Raw genomic sequence first — 18581 nt, forward strand, 5'->3', positions numbered from 1 at the left:
AAATAAAAATAGCAACTAAATATGTAGTGAAGCTTATTTAAGAAGGTAATATTTCAATAACAACATTACCTTTTTTTCTTCCACTGTCAACATAAGTATGTGCTTTTACGATATCATCCAACTTAAAACTTCGGTCAATATAAGGAACCAGTTTTCCTTCCTCTGCCCATGTTCTAATTTTTGAAAGATGTTCCGTTTTTTCTTTGGTCATCATTTTTATGGTGACAAAGCTTCCTGCTTGATTTAAAACACTCTTGGCTTTTGTTTTGGAGGTCTTTCCCACTGCATCAAAAACAATATCAAATGTATGGTCAAGGTCAGAATAATCGGTTTTTTTGTAATCTATTAAATGGTCTGCACCAAGCGATTTTACCATTTCAAAATTTGAACCGCTACATACACCTGTTACAGTAGCTCCGTGATGTTTCGCTATTTGAACCGCATAGCTACCAACGCTTCCGGAGGCACCGTAGACCAATACCTTTTGAGCTTGACTTACATTTGCTTTCTCCAATAAGAATAGGGCTGTCATAGCGCCAATGGGTAAAGCCGCTGCTTCTTTAAAATTAAGGTTTTTGGGTTTAAAATCTACTACGCCATGTTTCCACTCTTCAGGTAAACATACGTACTCTGCATAGGAACCTCCGGAAAGCATAGTTGTTGTTCCAAAGACCTGATCACCAACTTTAAATTTGGTTATATTTTTTCCTATAGCCTCAATAACACCAGCCAATTCGTGACCAAGAATTCTTTTTTTGGGTCTAAAAAGCCCGAATATGAGCCTTGCCGGTAACCAGAAAATTGGAGGGAAGTCTGAACTACGAAGCCTTGCGTCACCAGAAGTAACCGTTGCCGCATGTATTTTTACTAAAATTTCATTATCAGCAGGGCTGGGCTTTTCAACTTCTGTTGATTTTAGAACCTCTGGAGGACCGTACTCCGTATAAACAGCAGCTTTCATAAAGGTTTTTTAGGTCTCAATTTGTAATGTAATGATTTCTGGGGAGCCATATGCAAATGGCTATTAATAGATTAACTAGACTTGCAACCTTATAAAAATACGTAAATCCTTTCACTTGGTTAGAAAATCATTATTTCTATGAATTTTGTCAATTTTAAATGTAAACAGTCGGTAGTGAATAGATAATCTTCTTTATGCCCACAATGTTACTACAATTTTCTTCATTACCAAGAATGACATTTATACATAATGGGTGGTCTCACTAAATAAATTGATTTTTTATTCGTTCAATTCTTTCTAAACTTAAAAAAAAATAGATGAAACGTAATTTCATTATCCCCAGTCTTGTTTTAGCATGCAGTACTTTTTTTATCTCTTGTTCAACAGACGAGACGGACGAAGAAGGTTCTAAAGAAGCTGAAATTAGTACAGCAGCGGTTTCCGGCTTAGTAAATTCTGTAGCCTTTACTCCTGCAACTACTCATTTTACAAAAGGAGAAAGTTTTGGAGAGGCAGGTTATGAATTTAAACTTTTTAGTGAAGTAGAGGAGTGTGATGAGTTTCAATCTATTGGAGATGTCTCCTTTTTCGTGGAGTCTGAAACGGAATTAGAACCAGGTGAGTACGAAGGAAACGGCCCTTATTTTTTCTATAAGGACGGAGAGGATTCTGGGACAGCTTCGTATTTTGGAGCAGAGGTTATTATTACGGAAGTTACCGAAACTACCATTTCTGGAAGAGTAAAAGGAGGAGATGCTGAAAAAGGAGAAAACAGTATAGATGGAGCCTTTACAGCAACACTTTGTCAAAAATAAAAGTGTAGTATTTTAAATAACAAAAAAAGGTAAAGCCAATAGCTTTTACCTTTTTTTGTTTAGCTAGTTTTTTCAATCTACTTTAATTTTCATCATTTTATAAGGCTCTAGTTTGTTTGTGTCTAGAATCTTATTTGTGTTACCGTCTAAATTATCTATTTGAGTATTAGTAATAAAATAGATGTAACCGTCGCAAATGTCAAAAGTGGTAGGAATTCTGAAACGATTTGTGAACTCTACAAGTTTTTTACGTTTTAGAACTTCAGTTCCAGTTGTGTTAAGTTCAAATTTGAACAGTCTGTTCCAACTTTTTAATCATTTCTATTTTTATCAATTTCATTTTGTATCATTTTTTCCGTTACCATAATATCTTTAATTAAGATTGTTAGGAGTTCTTTTTTACTTCTTTCTGTTTCATTTGTATTTGCGTAAAGAAAATTTAACAGGTATTCACTTTTTATTTGTAAAATTTCTTTTTGTTCTTCAATATTGGCCAAAGCAGAAATTTTCTCATAATCTATTAATTCAATTTTTGAATTGGAGATAGCTTTCCAGGAGTTAATTCTTATTGAAGGAATCTTAATGCCTTCAGCTTTTCGTATTATCTCTAAAATAGATGTTGAATCGTTTTTTAAGTAAAAGTCTACAGTATCAATAAGGGATTCATGTATGCCTAGTTTTTCGGTGATATCTATGTTGGTTTCGGCTAACTCTTTATTGATAGATGAAAATATTTGATTGATGTATTTCTTGTCTTTTCTGTCTTCATTCCAATTATTAATATACATAGCTATCAAAATACCGACTATAATTGGAACAATTTCTTTGATAAATGCCTTGATGTTTTTTTTTTCATTTTCAGAGATATTTTTAATTGTTGGCGTGATATAGTATAACTCAAAACGAAATCTACTTCATGCCATATGCAAAAGAAACTAGCTTTAATTATTTGTTACTAGGGTTCCATAAATAACCAATAAGTACTGATATTAAGAATAATAAAAGAATCACCCCAATAAACTTTAAAACGCTTAGCAATATTTGACCAAACTTGAGATGGTATAGCTTTTTGTATGTAAGAGAGTAATAAAATAAGGGTAAAATAAACATGCCTGTAAAGAACAGATTGACACCAACTAAAAGACTTGAAATAAATAGTAAAATGCCAAATAACCCCAGTATACTTTGTATAAATGTGTTGGTTACTAGATGTTCTCCAAAGTTGTAGGCCTTACCAAAGACAATACGAGAAATAAGTGTATAGAGAGGAAGAAGAAGAAAAGCTAAGAGGTTATAATATTTCAATGAATAATTCATAACATCACGGTTGATTTCATTTTTACTATTATTAAACTCAGCCGAAAAATTATTTTGTTCAATATCGGTAGGTAAATGGTTTTTATAAGTTTCTTCATAGGGTGAATTATGGTTATTTGACATCTTAATATATTGCTCAGAATATTGATTAAATAGCAATAAGGAAATAGCCGTGATAATTGCAAATAAAGAAAAAGGGTTCGCAAACTTCTTTCTTGTTCCATTTACGTATTCTAGGATAACTACTTGGGGTTTATAAATTAAGTACCTCAAGGTGACAACGAAATTGCTATCCCAGCCTAAAGCAGCAAGTAAGTGTGAGAATAATCTTTTTATTGTTATCCGCTCTTTAATTATTTGAGCACCACATTCATTACAATAATTATCTTCTTCATCAATTGTAGAATTGCAATTTTTACAGCTTGTCATCTATTACCCAAGAGTTATCTTCTAACCTAACGATATCAATTGACATAAGGCTATTAGTTTAAATTCTAAACTAAAATACAAATTTAGTTTACTTATACTAGTGCTAATTTCTTACAAGAGTTGTTTGTGATTTTTAACTCAACCGTTCTTTTGATTTTTCCCTAGTAGGCCTAAAAGTCCAATGGCTGGACCAAGGGCCAAAGCAGTAAATAGGTAAATAAGAGGTATGGTTTTGGCAAGCGTAGACAGTAACTGTATGCTAAAAATACTAACGGCAAAACCAATACAATTTACCAGGGTTAATGCGGTGCCTTTCAATTCTGGAGGTACTGAGCCGGCTACTAGGTTTGAGAACTGAGGTGAATCTGCCGTAACGGCCATGCCCCAAAAACTCCACCCCACTAAAAACAATTCTTTAGGAAGCATAAAGAGTAGGGGTGAAAGCAAACAAAAAAGTCCAGAAAGGAGTAATGAAATTACAGCTACTTTACGGCTGCCTGTTCGTAAGGAGATTAATCCGCCAAAAACACATGAGAGTCCGCCTAATGCAATAATAATTCCTGTAGACAAGGGAACGGACAATTCAGCACCGCTAATGGTGCAGTAGGTCTTAAGTGCCAATGGTGTAAACGCCCAAAAGGCGTAGAGCTCCCACATGTGCCCAAAGTACCCAAAAGCAGCTTGTCTAAAACTGGGTAGTTTAAAAAGTAACGGGCCTGCGCCCAAAGAAAGCTTGGCACTGGGTTTCCGAAACGGTCCATTGGGAACCAACATCCATAATAGAACACCACCTACAATAGCAAGGGCAGAGGTAATTTTTATTACCAATGTAAAATCACTACCTAAACTGGTGCCACTAACAAAATAGGGGAAAGCGGTTCCTAGAACAAGTGCACCAACTAAATACCCCAAAGCTTTTCCTAATCCTTCTTGATAATAATCTGCCGCTATTTTCATTCCTACGGGATAAATACCTGCAAGAAAAAAACCTGTGCCAAAACGGGCTAAGAGCAGCGTCCATTCAGAAAGGGTTTCTGAGAGCAAAAGAAAATTGCAGGCTGCCGCTAAAACGGAACAGGTCATAAAAACACGGGAAGGCGAGAAGCGGTCCGCAATCATAAAAAGACCAAAAACCAATGTGCCAATAATAAAACCGAACTGTACCGAAGAGAGCACATAGCCAATAATTTCGGGCCCTAACCCTGTTTTTAAGGTTAATTCATCTACAATGGCATTACCGGCAAACCATAAGGAGGTACAGGCAAATTGCGAAAGTATGATTATAGGGAGTATATGGGCTTTAGGCTTCAATATAAATTACTTGATAAAAGTAACCTTGGCAATTTTGCCGTTCTCCACTTCATAAATGGCAACGGCCCAAAACACTTTGCCATTGGCGGTAACTTTTTCTTTGTCTATGATTTTATTACCTAGAATAATACGGTTCCTAATTTTACAGTGTAAATCTGGCGTGGACTCAAAAAAGGTCTTGTATGTTTCTTTTAATTTGTCTTTTCCTTGGTATATGAGTGTATTGGGGTAATCGTAAACTTGTATGTCTTCCGAATACGTATTTAAAAAAGCGTTTAGGTTTCTGGCATTGTACGCATCTAGTTGATTTTGAACAATGGCTTCGGGTGTTTGTTCCACTACCAAGGTAAGGTGGCTACCGTTAGGGCTTACCGCAATCCGGCTAATGTTGTTCAGCCCCTTTTTGTCCAATCGCAAGAAGCGTTTCCACTCTTTACTTTCCTCTGGAGCTATCTCCATTAAGGTTTTGTTATCGGCAGCTATAATGTGGCCGTTGGCCAACCAACAGACATCATCAATATTTTTGAACATTGGGGTAATGGTCTTAATTTTTCCAGTTTTTGGGTCCAGGGATTTTACCTCCCAAGGGTCGCTATTTTTGCTAATAAAGCTGATGAGGTTTTTACCGGGAATTTTATGGAGCGAACGCCCCACGTTGTTATAGATGGTATCATGGCTGCCATTTTCTACATCGGAAATTACCAGATTAAGGCTGGTATTGCCCAAGGCCGCAGAAACAATGGTTTTTTCATCGAACCAAACATGATAACCTATTTTCAGATCTTTAAGGATTTCGGTAGAACTGCCGTCCCAAATACTATATTCATAGAGACGTTGTAGCCCTGTGGTGTCCAAACGAATTGCCGAGGTGGAATTTCTCCCTGGAATTTTTAACGGGGAATACTCGCTGCCCTGTGGTGTATCCGAAATGTATGTTAACGCCCCAGATTTTACATCGTACTTGGCAATATCCGTTTGGCCTTTCCGCGTAGATGAAAATAAAATAGTATTCTCATTGTAAAAAGAAGGTTGGTTGTCATAGCCTTCGTTATTACTTATATTTCTCGGGTTTACCATTTCGGTTTTACCGTTTACCGTTTTTATGTCCAAAAGATATACTTCCGTATTCTGTTGGGCGTAAATGTTAGGAATAGAAAACAGTAAGCTTACAATTAGAACGTATATTATTTTCATCTGATTGGGTTGGCTTATTACAGTTCAGCAAATTTCTGTAAAAGATCTCTAACTTTAAGGGTATTCTCCACGTAATATTTAGCTGAGGTTTTTTGGCGCCCTACTTTTACGGTTACGGTACGTTCCGGTAATTCTTGAAACATGAACTCATCCGTCCAATCATCGCCAATTGCAAAGACAAAATCATAATCGTCCTCTCCTAGAATACGCATAGAAGCTCGGCCTTTGTTTACATTGCTACTTTTTACCTCTACCACCTTGTTTCCGTTGAGCAAGCTTAAATCATCCGTACCAATAAGACTGGTCAGGGTTTCGGAAAGTTCTGTGGCTCTTTTGTCCCCAAAATCAGGGTCGGTTTTTCTGTAGTGCCATGCTAGGCTGTAGTTTTTCTCTTCAATAAAACTTCCCGGTGTACGATCTACAAAAGACTCCAAAACAGGACGTACGTGTTCCATCCAATCGTTCTTTACGTTTTCCAGCATTCTAAAAGGCTCACCTTCTTGAGATATCCAAACACCGTGTTCTACTATCATGTTATATTTCTTGGGCAAGAACCATTTGGTAAAGGTATCCTTGTCCCTTCCGCTTATTAAATATAATACGGTATTGGGTTGGTTATTCAGTGTATCCAACAATTGGTATAGCTGCTCGTCCGGACCGGCCTTTTGAGGGTCGTTGTTAAAACCGGCCAGAGTTCCGTCATAATCCAGAAACAATAGTCGCTTTTTGGCTTTGCTATATTTTTCGGCTATAGGAGACAATAATTTATCCGTTAGTTTACGGGATACGTTTGCCGCCTCGCGCTCGTTCTGGGATTTTAATGAGGTCATAAAATCATTGGCCCATTTTTCTACGTTATAGCGCGCCAACCTTTTTTGAAGGATGGAGTTTCTTGCTTTTTGCTCTTCCTTGGGCATGTTTATAGCCTCGTGCAGCGCATCTGCCGTCTGTTCAAAGTTATTTGGGTTGATCAATAGCGACTCGTTCATTTCGTTGGCAGAACCCGCCATTTCGCTCAAAATTAACACCCCGGTCTGATCCGTTCGTGTAGCAATGTATTCTTTTGCCACAAGGTTCATTCCGTCTCGTAATGGGGTAAGCCAAGCAATATCACTAGAGGTATATAGGTCTATAAGGTTTTCAAACGGCATAGATCGGTAGAAATACCAAATGGGCGTCCAGCTTACGGTAGAAAATTCACCGTTAATTCGCCCTACCAATTCGTCTATTTCTCTTTTTAATAATTGGTATTGCGGTACATTGGAACGGGAAGGTACAGCAAGAATAATCAGCCTCACCTTTTCTTTATACTGTGGATATTTATTTAAGAAGTATTCAAAAGCGTACAGTCGTTTGGCAATGCCCTTACTGTAATCCAAGCGGTCTATGGATAAAAAGAACTTTGCATCTGGGTCCGTTTTCTTGTGTGTGTTCAGGCGTTGCTGTAGCTCGGACTGTTCGTCTTCTGCTTTGTTATAATGTATTTCGGCCGCTTCGCTAAATTTTTTGTAGTCGATACCCATAGGAAACGAATCAACCTTTATCAAACGGTCGCCCATAGAAATATCGTTAAAGCTTACTTCTAGCCCTAACAATCGCCTTACGGAACTAAGAAAATGCCTTTCATAATCATAGGTGTGGAAACCGATAAGGTCCGAACCTAAAACCCCTTCTAGCAATTCTTCACGCCAAGGCAGTGTCCTGAAAATTTCAAAAGAAGGAAACGGGATATGTAAAAAGAAACCTATGGACACATTTGGTCTTTTTTCCCTAACCATTTGCGGTACCAACATTAACTGGTAATCGTGTACCCAAATCGTATCGCCATCGGCAGCATTGTCCAGAATGGCATCGGCAAATTTTTGATTCACTTTTTTGTAGGTGTTCCAGTAATCCAGTTGAAATTCTGAATACTCCAAAAAGTAATGGAACAAGGGCCAAATGGTTCTATTGCTAAACCCGTAATAAAACCCATCTACTTCGTCTTCCGTAAGCTTTACTTTAGAGGAACCGTGCTCCGCCAATGCCTCGTCTATCTTAGGTTCCAATTCGGGAGAGATATCTTCCTCGGTAAGGCCGCTCCACCCAATCCATAGGCTATCGCCCCCGGAATGAACGGATTTCATTCCTGTGGCTAATCCACCCACACTAGGTATTGCGGTAATGGCCCCATTGCTAATTTGTAACTGAACGGGTAGTCTATTTGAGATTATGATAGTTTTGCCCATAAATTGGATATTTTGCTGTGTTTTATATTTAATTTCTCTAAATTTCGTGAAAAAGAAGGGTAATTACAATACGTTACTCTATTGAATCAATAATTTTATTGAATGGATAATTTAGACTACGGAATAATAGGAAATTGCCGAAGCGCAGCGTTAATATCAAAAACTGGGAGTGTAGATTGGTGCTGTTTGCCAGAATTTGATTCTCCTTCGGTTTTTGGAAAACTTTTAGATGAAGAAATAGGGGGTAGTTTTGAAATCTTAGTTGATGACAGCTACAAAATTGAACAAAAATATGAATCTCGTACCTGTATTTTAATCACCAAGTTCACAAATGGTGATGATTGCTTTGAAATTCACGATTTTATGCCAAGATACCATAAAGAAGATGGTACCTATGTTGCTCCTCCCGAATTTATCAGATACGTAAGACTGGTAGAGGGAACGCCTAAATTTAAGGTGTTGTACAACCCTAAGTTAGAGTATGCTGCCGGGGAGACCAAGAGTTATATAAAAAAGGATTTTATAGCCAGCTTAACTCATGAAATTAAGTTTGATACGGTGTTTCTTTATACCTCTTTTGATAAAGAGGCCGTGCTAGAAGGCAAGGAAATTACATTAACGGAAGATGGTTTTTTCTTGATGGGATATAATGAAAAGATATTTCTGCCCAGTACAACAAAAGCGTATCTAGAACTAGAAAGAACAAAAGTATATTGGTTGACATGGTCGTCTCGAACCCCAAAGTACAAGAAGTTTAATGATGAAATTTCTCGTAGTGCTTTAACGTTGAAGCTTTTGAGCTATGACAAGACCGGAGCGGTATTGGCCGCCGCTACTACCTCTTTGCCGGAAACTATTGGCGAAGTTAGAAACTGGGATTACCGTTTTTGTTGGATTCGTGATGCTTCTATGGTAATCAAAGTGGTATCGGAGTTGGGGCATAAGAATATTGCAAGACGTTACCTTAAGTTTATAATCGATTTGATTCCGGACAAAGCAGAGAAACTGCAAATCATGTACGGTATTAACAAGGAGAAAAAATTAACAGAGGAAACTCTGGAACACCTTAGTGGTTATAAAGGTTCAAAACCGGTGCGCATAGGTAATGCGGCATACCATCAGAAGCAAAATGACATTTATGGTATTTTAATGGATGTTATTTACGAGCAGATGGTGAAATTTAGTGTGGACATTGAGAATGGAGAGGATTTATGGTCCATAACTAAAGGAATTGTTTGGATTGTAGGGAACAACTGGCATGAAGCGGATAAGGGTATATGGGAATTCCGTACGGAAGACAGACACTTTACATTTTCTAAAGTGTTATGTTGGACTGCATTGGATAGAGCCATTAAGGTGGCAGAAATGCTAGGAAAGACCCACAAGATTGAAAAATGGGAGCCGCTTCGTGAAGAAATCTGGAACGATATTTATGAGAATGCCTGGAACGAAGAAGTAGGTGCTTATACCCAATCATACGGTTCTAAGCATTTAGATGCTTCCGTTTTATTAATGGAATCCTATGGATGTGTTGATGCTTCCGATGAGCGTTACAAGAAGACTGTAAAAGCTATAGGTAAGGATTTAAGTAACGACGGACTTCTATACCGATATAAAAATGAGGATGATTTTGGACTTCCATCGTCTTCCTTTACCGTTTGTACTTTCTGGTACGTAAACAGTTTGTTTAAAATAGGTGAGCATGATGAAGCCCTAAAACAATTTGAAAAATTGTTGAGCTATAGCAACCATTTAGGATTGTTTAGTGAGGATTTGGACTTTAAGACCAAAAGGTTATTGGGGAACTTCCCACAAGCCTATTCACATTTGGCGTTAATTGAATGTGCCGTAAACTTCTCCAATAAAGAAAGCGCGGAAGAAATTAAAGAGTCTATGCGAAGCTAATTTAAGCGGATATTATAAATGAAAAAACACCCCAATTGGGGTGTTTTTTCGTCATAACAACAAACACTTGAGTTATATACTAATCGAAAGTATATGCGTTATCAGCAGCAACTTTGTCCGCAATTTCTGTACGAAGTGCTACTACGTTAGGATTGTTCGTGTATTTGGTAAAGCGTTTTAAGCCCATTAGCATCATACGTTGCTCATCACCTTCAGCAAAAGAGATAATGGCCTCTTTACCTTTTTGAATAATGGTTTCGGTAGCATTGTATAAGTATAATTTAGACATTGCTATCTGTGTTTTTTGAGATTCTTCACCAGAACGTTTGGCATTCTTTTCAGTTCTCAAAATAGTACTTTCCGCCATGTAAACTTCAATAAGAATATCTGCTGCGGATAACATCAATTGCTGATGCTTCTCTAAATCAGGACCATATTTTTGAACCGCGCTACCAGCTACCATCAAGAAGACTTTCTTTAATCGTTTGATTAAATCTTTCTCTTCGGCAAAAAGCTCGGAAAAATCAGGAGTATCAAAAGAAGGAATTCCCATTAATTCCTCTCCGACAGCAGTAGCCGGACCTAGTAAATCTACATGGCCTTTCATTGCTTTCTTGACCAACATACCAACTACGAGCATTCGGTTAATTTCGTTGGTACCCTCGTAAATTCTTGCAATACGGGCATCTCTCCATGCTTTCTCCATTGGGGCATCGGCACTAAAGCCCATTCCTCCAAAAATCTGAACACCTTCGTCCGTTGTGTTTTGAACATCCTCGGAAACGGCAACTTTTAAGATAGAACATTCTATGGCGTATTCTTCAACACCTTTTAATTCAGCTTCTTGATGCGTATTACCTTCGGCTTCGCGAATGGCTATACGGTCCTCAATATTTTTTGCTGCACGATAACTAGCGGACTCGCCAGCATAAGCATTGGTAGCCATATTGGCGATTTTAGCCTTAATAGCACCAAAATTCATTATCGGTGTTTTAAACTGGATACGCTCATTAGCATATACTACAGCTTCTTTAATAACTCTTCTTTGAGCATCCAAACAAGCTGCTGCCAATTTAATACGACCAATGTTTAGGGCGTTCATGGCAATTTTAAACCCATTACCACGCTCCGAAAGCATATTCTCAACAGGAACTTTGGTATCGCTAAAGAATACTTGACGGGTAGAGGAGGAGTGAATACCTAGTTTCTTCTCTTCGTCACCTAGAGATATACCATTATCCGGTTTGTTTTCAACAATAAATCCTGTTATGTTTTTGTCGTCCTCAATTCTTGCGAAAACAATGAACAAACTACAAAAGCCGGCATTGGATATCCACATTTTTTGGCCCGTAATGCTATAATGCTTACCATCTTCTGACAAAACCGCTTTTGTTTTACCTGAATTGGCGTCTGATCCAGCACCAGGTTCAGTTAAGCAATATGCGCCGAACCATTCGCCAGAAGCTAACTTTGGTACATATTTTTGTTTTTGTTCTTCGGTTCCATATAAAGTAATTGGCATTGTACCAATTCCTGTATGTGCCCCAAAGGCGGTACTGAATGAACCCGTAGCACCTGAAATGTAATCACAAACTAACATGGTAGAAACAAAGCCCATACCCATACCACCGTAAGACTCGGGAACGGCAACACTTAAAAGTCCAAGTTCACCTGCTTTACGCATACATTCTTCAGTATAAGCGTAATCTTTCTTTTCAAAACGTTCCCAATGTGCCCAAAGCTCGCGATCAACGAATTCTTTGGTACTTTCACGCATCATTTTCTGCTCTTCGTTCAAATCTTCTAAGGTGAAGATATCTTCGCAATTGGTCTCTTTTACGAGGAATTGCCCCCCACGTAGAATTTCTTTGCTCATAGTTTTTTTACTTAATGTTAGTTTTCTTGTGTTAGTTCAAAAATTCGAAAATTCCTGCAGCGCCCTGTCCGGTACCTACGCACATGGTTACCATACCGTGTTTGCCTTGCATATTTCGTTTTCTCATTTCATCAAAGAGCTGTACGGATAGCTTGGCCCCGGTACAACCTAAAGGGTGTCCCAACGCGATAGCTCCGCCGTTTACATTTACAATGTCCTGATTTAACCCTAATTCTCGAATCACGGCAAGCGATTGCGACGCAAAAGCTTCGTTCAATTCAATAAGTTCAATATCATCTTGTTTTAAACCGGCTTGTTTAAGGGCTTTAGGAATAGCTGCTACCGGACCAATACCCATTATTCTTGGAGGAACACCTGCAGCAGCGTAGTTGACCAAACGAGCAATAGGTTCAAGATTCAGTTCTTTCACCATATCTTCGCTCATGACCATAACGAACGCTGCACCATCACTCATTTGCGAAGAGTTACCCGCTGTTACGCTTCCGCCCGCCGCAAAAACCGGACGCAATTTATTCAGTACTTCTACAGAAGTTCCCTTTCTTGGACCTTCATCTTTTGTTACCGTATATTTTTTATTGGCTTTTTTACCATTTTCATCAATGTAAGTTTGTTCAACTTCAATAGGGACTATTTGATCTTGAAAACGGTCTTCCGCTTGCGCTTTTAGAGCTTTCATGTGGGAATTATAGGCAAATTCGTCTTGATCTTCCCGAGAGACTTTGTATTCATTGGCAACCGCTTCGGCCGTATTACCCATTCCCCAGTAATAATCCTCATGGCCTTCACTAACCAAATCGTAGTTCAATTCTGTTTTATAACCGGTCATAGGTACGGAACTCATGCTTTCGGCACCGCCAGCAATAATACAATCCGCCATTCCCGACTGAATTTTTGCAGTGGCTATTCCAATGGTTTCTATACCTGAAGAACAAAAACGGTTTACCGTTACCCCGGGAACATCAACAATATCCAATCCCATTAAGGAAATTAACCGTGCCATGTTAAGACCTTGCGAACCTTCTGGCATGGCATTACCAACGATAACGTCATCAATCCGTTTTTTGTCAAAATCGGGCAATTCTTTCATCATGTATTCAATGGTTTCTGCGGCGAGTTCATCTGTTCGCTTAAACCTGAAAACTCCTTTCGGAGCCTTTCCGACAGCTGTTCTGTATGCTTTGACTATATATGCAGTTTTCATATTATTTTGAATTGAGTATTGAGTGTATAGTATTGAGATTACAATGTTCTTTAAAACGAATAATTCATTTTTTGAATTTCAATACAAACATCAATTACGGGTTTTACTTTTTCTTTTTTTACCAAGTTTAATTCTATTAAGAGTATGAGTTGCGTATGTAGCTCATATGTCGAACCGTTTGCAATACTCAAAAAATATTTAAACTCCTTTTGAGAGTTTCTGCCAGCCCCCTCGGCTATATTCGAGGGAATTGAAACAGAACATCTTTTAATTTGAGAAACTAGTCCGTATTTTTCTTCCGAAGGTAATTCCGATGCCAGTAGATAAATGGATTTAGCTAGTTGAACAGCCTTTTTCCATATTTTTAAATCTTCTACCTTATGCATTTTATCCAATTACCTAATACTAATATCTCAATACTTCTTTATCATTAATTTCTTAGAGGTTTACCTGTCTTTAACATGTGTTGGATACGTTCTAGCGTTTTTCTTTCCGTACAAAGAGATAGGAAAGCCTCACGCTCTAAATCCAAGAGGTATTGTTCATTCACTAACGTAGGCTCGGATAAATCACCGCCAGCCATCACGTAGGCCAGTTTATTAGCAATTTTTTTATCGTGCTCACTAATGTAATGGCTCGCTTCCATAGAGTCCGTACCCACCAAGAACATACCTAGCGCTTGTTTACCAAGAACTTTTATATCACTTCGTTTAACGGGTTGGGTGTAACCGGCTTCGGCCATTAATTTGGCATGTGCTTTTGCCGTTGCAATCTGCCTATCTTTGTTCACTACAACTATATCTTTACCATGTTGAAGAATACCCAAGTCGTACGCTTCGTAAGCCGAAGTAGATACTTTGGCCATGCCAATGGTCAAGAAATATTCTTGTAAGACATTAAGCTCTACATCATTCTTTTTGAAAGTATCCTGTGCTCTAACGGCAAACTCTTTTGAGCCACCACCACCGGGAATAACACCAACACCAAATTCTACAAGACCTATGTAGGTCTCTGCTGCGGCAACCACTTTGTCCGCATGAAGCGAAAGCTCGCAACCGCCACCAAGGGTCATACCGTGAGGTGCCGAAATAGTTGGAATAGCCGAGTAACGCATGCGCATCATCGTATCTTGGAACATTTTAATAGCCATGTTAAGCTCATCATACTCCTGCTCAACGGCCATCATGAATATCATACCGATATTGGCGCCAACGGAGAAATTTGCTGCCTGGTTACCAACAACCAGACCTTGGAAATCCTTTTCGGCAAGGTCAATAGCTTTGTTCAATCCTGCCAGTACATCGCCACCAATAGTGTTCATTTTAGATTGGAATTCAACATTTAAAATGCCATCGCCCAAATCTTCAACTACAACGCCGCTGTTCTTAAATACTTCTTTTGATTTTCTGATGTTATCCAAAATGATAAATGCATCTTGACCAGGTATTTTTTCCATGGTCTTCTTTGGAATATCATAGAAATAAGAAGCCCCATCTTTTACAGAGTAGAAGGTGTCTTGCCCGGCAGTTTTCATTTCTTGCACCCAAGCTGCAGCTTCTAAACCTCCGGCTTTAATGAATTCTAACCCTTTGTCCAAGCCAACGGCATCCCAGATTTGAAATGGTCCGTGTTCCCAGCCAAAACCAGCCTTCATGGCATCATCAATTTTATAGAGTTCATCCGTTATTTCAGGAATCCTGTGCGATACGTAAGCGAACAACTGTCCAAAACTCTTTCTGTAGAACTCTCCGGCTTTGTCTTTTCCGCCAACTAATACGGCAAAGCGGTCTACCACTTTGTCAATAGTTTTTGTTAACTCTAACGTAGCGAACTTGGCACTTTTCTTTGAACGGTAGTCCATTGTGTCCAAATCCAAAGTCAGGATTTCTGTCTTTCCGTCCTTATCTTTTGATTTCTTGTAAAACCCTTGTCCGGTTTTGCTTCCCAACCATTTGTTCTCCATCATTGTATTGATGAAATCAGGAAGTTCAAAAAGCGCTAAACGTTCATCGTCCTTACAGTTTTCATGAATACCGTTAGCCACGTGGACCAAAGTATCCAGACCCACTACATCAACCGTTCTAAAAGTGGCCGATTTTGGTCTACCTATTACAGGTCCGGTAAGCTTGTCTACCTCTTCAACGGTCATGCCCATGTCTTTCACGGTGTGAAAAAGGCTCTGAATGCTGAAAATCCCGATTCGGTTTCCGATAAAAGCGGGAGTGTCCTTTGCAACTACCGAGGTCTTTCCTAAAAACTGTTCTCCGTATCCATTTAAAAAATCAAGTACTTCCTGCGAAGTTTCCGGACCAGGAATAATCTCGAATAATTTTAGGTAACGTGCTGGGTTAAAGAAGTGGGTTCCGCAGAAATGTTTCTGGAAATCATCGCTTCGACCTTCGGACATAAATTTAATAGGAATACCCGAAGTGTTAGAAGTAATTAAGGTACCAGGGGTACGGTGTTTCTCCAGACTCTCAAAAACCTTTTTCTTAATATCAAGACGTTCTACTACAACCTCAATAATCCAATCTACCTTGCTTACTTTAGCAATATCATCCTCTAGGTTTCCTGTGGAGATACGCGAGGCAAATTTTTGATGGTAAATAGGTGAAGGTTTTGATTTCAAGGCTGCCGTTAATGAATCGTTTACTAAACGATTGCGTACAACTTTGTCTTCTAAGGTTAATCCTTTTGCTTTTTCCTTATCGTTCAATTCTCTTGGAACGATATCAAGCAATAACACTTCTACTCCGATATTTGCGAAATGGCAAGCAATACCACTACCCATAATTCCGGATCCGATGACTGCTACTTTTTTAATATGCTTGTTCACGATGTAGTTATTGGGTTATTAATTAATCTGTTTCTGGTCCAAGTGTATCTTGACCGTTAATCAGGTTATCATTAGTATAAATAGTTTTTTCAGCTATAAGCTCATTTATGGTTTCCATAACCTCAAAAAAGCCGTTAATTTTTTCTTCGGAAACATGGTTTCTTACGGTTTCATTAAATCGTAAGACCACATTTTTTGAATCGTTTCTTTTCTCTAGACCAAATTCCGTTAAATAGATTAATACACCACGTCCGTCATTAGGGTTTGGTTTGCGTTCTATGAGACCTTGCTCCTCCATTCTTTTAAGAATACGGGATAAACTTGTAGCTTCCATGCCCATTTTTGGCCCAAGGGCCGTAGAAGGGGTCCCGGTTTTAGGGTCCACACTTAAAAGCGTAAAACCCACGGCCATGGTAGAATCAAATTTTTTAGCCTCTTCGTTATACATGCGAGCTACGGCTTGCCACGTGGCTCGCAATGCGTAGTCTATAGTAATGTCTTTCATACATAAGGTGGGTTGACGGTCACCAAATATACAAAAAATATATTATGCATGCATAATATATTTTTGAATTTTTAAATCAGAAAAGCAATGCTATTATGAGGAAATAGCTTTATTCTTAGATTGTGAAGACTTTTTTTAGGAAAATAATATTTTGTGTTGAAATTTATGACAAATGTAGGAAGCGCTATGAGCGTCCATAAATATCGTTATAAAGGTCCATATATTTTTCTTTTACAATCTTGCGGCGCAATTTAAGTGTAGGAGTAAGGTGCCCTTCACTAATGCTCCATACATCTGGGGTAAGACGGAATTGTTTTACTTTTTCCCATTTCGCAAATTTTTCATTGGCTTCGTCTACTTCCTGTTGGTAGCGGGCCAATACTTCTTCGTTTTGAATGATATCCGAATTTTCCGGGACCGTAATTTTATGTTTGGTGGCCCATTCATGTAAAAAGTCAAAATCTGGTTGAATAAGAGCTGCCGGCATTTTTTCACCTTCACCAACAACCATGATCTGTTCAATAAATCTAGACTGCTTAAAACGATTTTCCAATAGCTGGGGCGCAACATATTTACCGCCCGAAGTTTTGAACATTTCTTTTTTACGATCGGTAATCTTTAGGAAACCATCACTGTCCAACTCACCAATGTCACCTGTATGAAAATAACCGTCTATGATTACTTCTTCGGTCTTCTGAACATCTTTGTAATAGCCCATCATTACTTGTGGGCCTTTTATACAGATTTCGCCATCATTGGCAATCTTTACTTCGGTTCGTGCAATAGGCTTGCCAACGGTTCCAATACGGAAACCGCCATCGCGCATATCGTTCACGGAGATTACGGGAGATGTTTCCGATAGTCCGTAACCCTCCATAAGGCCAAATTCCGCAGCGTTAAAAATACGGGACAAACGGGGCTGTAGTGCCGCACTGCCCGAAGCAATAAGGCTTAGGTTTCCGCCAAGACCTTCTTTCCATTTACTGAATATAAGCTTTCTGGCCAAGGCCAATTGCTGTTCGTACCACCATCCATTAGCACCGTAGGGTTCATATTTAAGTCCCAGCTCTACGGCCCAAAAGAAAAGCTTTTTCTTAATACCTGAAAGCTCCGCTCCCTTGGCATAAATCTTGTCATAAACTTTTTCCAAAAGCCTAGGAACCGCGGTCATTACATGGGGTTGAGTTTCCTTTAAATTCTCACTGATCTTATCTAGAGACTCGGCATAGTAAATGGTAACACCTCTAAATTGGTACAAATAAATAAGCATACGTTCGTACACATGGCATAGGGGCAAGAAACTTAGTGCCTTTGTTTTTCCGTCCTCAATGGGAAAACGTTTAGAACTTTCCAGGGCATTGCTTACCAAATTCTCATGGGATAGCATGACACCTTTGGGCCTGCCCGTTGTGCCCGAAGTATATATAAGGGTAGCAAGGTCTGTGCTCTTTACCGCATCCTTTAACTTTTCTACTTCTTCTTGGTTTGATGTATCCGAGCCTAGCTCAAGTACTTTTTCCCAATTATCGCAACCGGTAACTTGGTCAAAAGAATACACATGTTCAAGACTAGATACTTGGTCTTGTATGGATTTTACTTTCTGAAACACTTCTCCACAAGAAACGAAACAATATTTGGCTTCCGAATGATTGAGAACATAGGCATAATCCTCTTCCGAAACAGTGGGGTAAACCGGAACGTTTTGAGCCCCAAGCTGAAGAATGCCAATATCCATAATGTTCCATTCCGTACGGTTGGTCATTGATATTACGGCAATTTTGTCATTAGGTTTTACCCCCATTCTTAGCAACGCACGACTAATGGTGTTTGCCATGTCTATATATTCCTTAGTGGACGTAGAAATCCACTTCCCGTCTTTTTTGGAGACGAGTGACTTTTTTAAATTGAATTTTTCCAACTGGTAGTGTGGAAAATCGAACAGACGGGAAACGTTTTGCATATTGGTATTTAAATGTCCTTGC

At 38.8% G+C, this 18581-nt stretch carries 14 protein-coding genes; 2 read left to right on the forward strand and 12 right to left on the reverse strand.

Features of this window, described 5'->3' with window-relative positions; all coding sequences use genetic code 11:
* Window positions 1-37 precede the first annotated feature (37 nt).
* The gene (locus tag SJY45_RS01035; protein ID WP_400072968.1) at window positions 38-961 is read right to left on the reverse strand and encodes an NAD(P)-dependent alcohol dehydrogenase; all 924 of its coding nucleotides are present in this window, start codon (window positions 959-961) and stop codon (window positions 38-40) included.
* A 317-nt stretch (window positions 962-1278) separates the two neighbouring features.
* Between SJY45_RS01035 and SJY45_RS01040 the strand changes: the two genes are divergently transcribed.
* A complete protein-coding gene (locus tag SJY45_RS01040) occupies window positions 1279-1776 on the forward strand; it encodes a hypothetical protein (RefSeq protein ID WP_400072969.1) in 498 nt (165 codons plus the stop codon).
* A 311-nt stretch (window positions 1777-2087) separates the two neighbouring features.
* On the opposite strand, the gene SJY45_RS01045 is transcribed toward SJY45_RS01040, so the two are convergent.
* The 5 genes from SJY45_RS01045 to SJY45_RS01065 all read right to left on the reverse strand — a co-directional run bounded on the left by SJY45_RS01045 (window position 2088) and on the right by SJY45_RS01065 (window position 8255).
* Window positions 2088-2564, reverse strand: a complete 477-nt coding sequence (locus SJY45_RS01045) for a hypothetical protein (RefSeq protein WP_252735992.1) — start codon at window positions 2562-2564, stop codon at window positions 2088-2090.
* 157 nt (window positions 2565-2721) lie between these two features.
* Window positions 2722-3522, reverse strand: a complete 801-nt coding sequence (locus tag SJY45_RS01050) for a DUF3667 domain-containing protein (RefSeq protein WP_400072970.1) — start codon at window positions 3520-3522, stop codon at window positions 2722-2724.
* Between the two features lie 138 nt (window positions 3523-3660).
* On the reverse strand, window positions 3661-4833 hold the full coding sequence (locus SJY45_RS01055) for a nitrate/nitrite transporter (protein WP_400072971.1): 1173 nt from the start codon (window positions 4831-4833) through the stop codon (window positions 3661-3663).
* A gap of 6 nt (window positions 4834-4839) precedes the next feature.
* Window positions 4840-6027, reverse strand: coding sequence for a nuclear transport factor 2 family protein (locus SJY45_RS01060; protein ID WP_400072972.1), 1188 nt, complete (start codon window positions 6025-6027; stop codon window positions 4840-4842).
* A 17-nt stretch (window positions 6028-6044) separates the two neighbouring features.
* Window positions 6045-8255, reverse strand: a complete 2211-nt coding sequence (locus SJY45_RS01065) for a bifunctional alpha,alpha-trehalose-phosphate synthase (UDP-forming)/trehalose-phosphatase (RefSeq protein ID WP_400072973.1) — start codon at window positions 8253-8255, stop codon at window positions 6045-6047.
* A gap of 102 nt (window positions 8256-8357) precedes the next feature.
* Between SJY45_RS01065 and SJY45_RS01070 the strand changes: the two genes are divergently transcribed.
* The gene (locus tag SJY45_RS01070; RefSeq protein ID WP_215438937.1) at window positions 8358-10160 is read left to right on the forward strand and encodes a glycoside hydrolase family 15 protein; all 1803 of its coding nucleotides are present in this window, start codon (window positions 8358-8360) and stop codon (window positions 10158-10160) included.
* 79 nt (window positions 10161-10239) lie between these two features.
* Here the strand turns inward: SJY45_RS01070 and SJY45_RS01075 are convergent, their stop codons facing one another.
* The 6 genes from SJY45_RS01075 to SJY45_RS01100 all read right to left on the reverse strand — a co-directional run bounded on the left by SJY45_RS01075 (window position 10240) and on the right by SJY45_RS01100 (window position 18559).
* Entirely contained in the window at window positions 10240-12036 is a 1797-nt protein-coding gene (locus SJY45_RS01075) for an acyl-CoA dehydrogenase family protein (RefSeq protein WP_215914658.1), read from the reverse strand.
* A 31-nt stretch (window positions 12037-12067) separates the two neighbouring features.
* Window positions 12068-13258 (reverse strand): acetyl-CoA C-acyltransferase, encoded by a 1191-nt coding sequence (locus tag SJY45_RS01080; RefSeq protein ID WP_215438939.1) that lies wholly within the window; start codon window positions 13256-13258, stop codon window positions 12068-12070.
* A 50-nt stretch (window positions 13259-13308) separates the two neighbouring features.
* The gene (locus SJY45_RS01085; protein ID WP_400072974.1) at window positions 13309-13644 is read right to left on the reverse strand and encodes a four helix bundle protein; all 336 of its coding nucleotides are present in this window, start codon (window positions 13642-13644) and stop codon (window positions 13309-13311) included.
* Between the two features lie 44 nt (window positions 13645-13688).
* Window positions 13689-16094, reverse strand: a complete 2406-nt coding sequence (locus tag SJY45_RS01090) for a 3-hydroxyacyl-CoA dehydrogenase NAD-binding domain-containing protein (RefSeq protein ID WP_400072975.1) — start codon at window positions 16092-16094, stop codon at window positions 13689-13691.
* A 22-nt stretch (window positions 16095-16116) separates the two neighbouring features.
* Window positions 16117-16599, reverse strand: a complete 483-nt coding sequence (locus SJY45_RS01095; protein ID WP_215438942.1) for a MarR family winged helix-turn-helix transcriptional regulator — start codon at window positions 16597-16599, stop codon at window positions 16117-16119.
* Window positions 16600-16783: 184 nt separating this feature from the next.
* Window positions 16784-18559 carry an AMP-dependent synthetase/ligase gene (locus tag SJY45_RS01100; RefSeq protein ID WP_400072976.1) on the reverse strand — a complete coding sequence of 592 codons (1776 nt, stop codon included), beginning with the start codon at window positions 18557-18559 and terminating at the stop codon, window positions 16784-16786.
* Window positions 18560-18581 lie beyond the last annotated feature (22 nt).

The sequence above is a fragment of the Zobellia russellii genome (assembly GCF_044597075.1).
In the GTDB taxonomy this organism is placed as follows: Bacteria; Bacteroidota; Bacteroidia; order Flavobacteriales; family Flavobacteriaceae; genus Zobellia; species Zobellia russellii.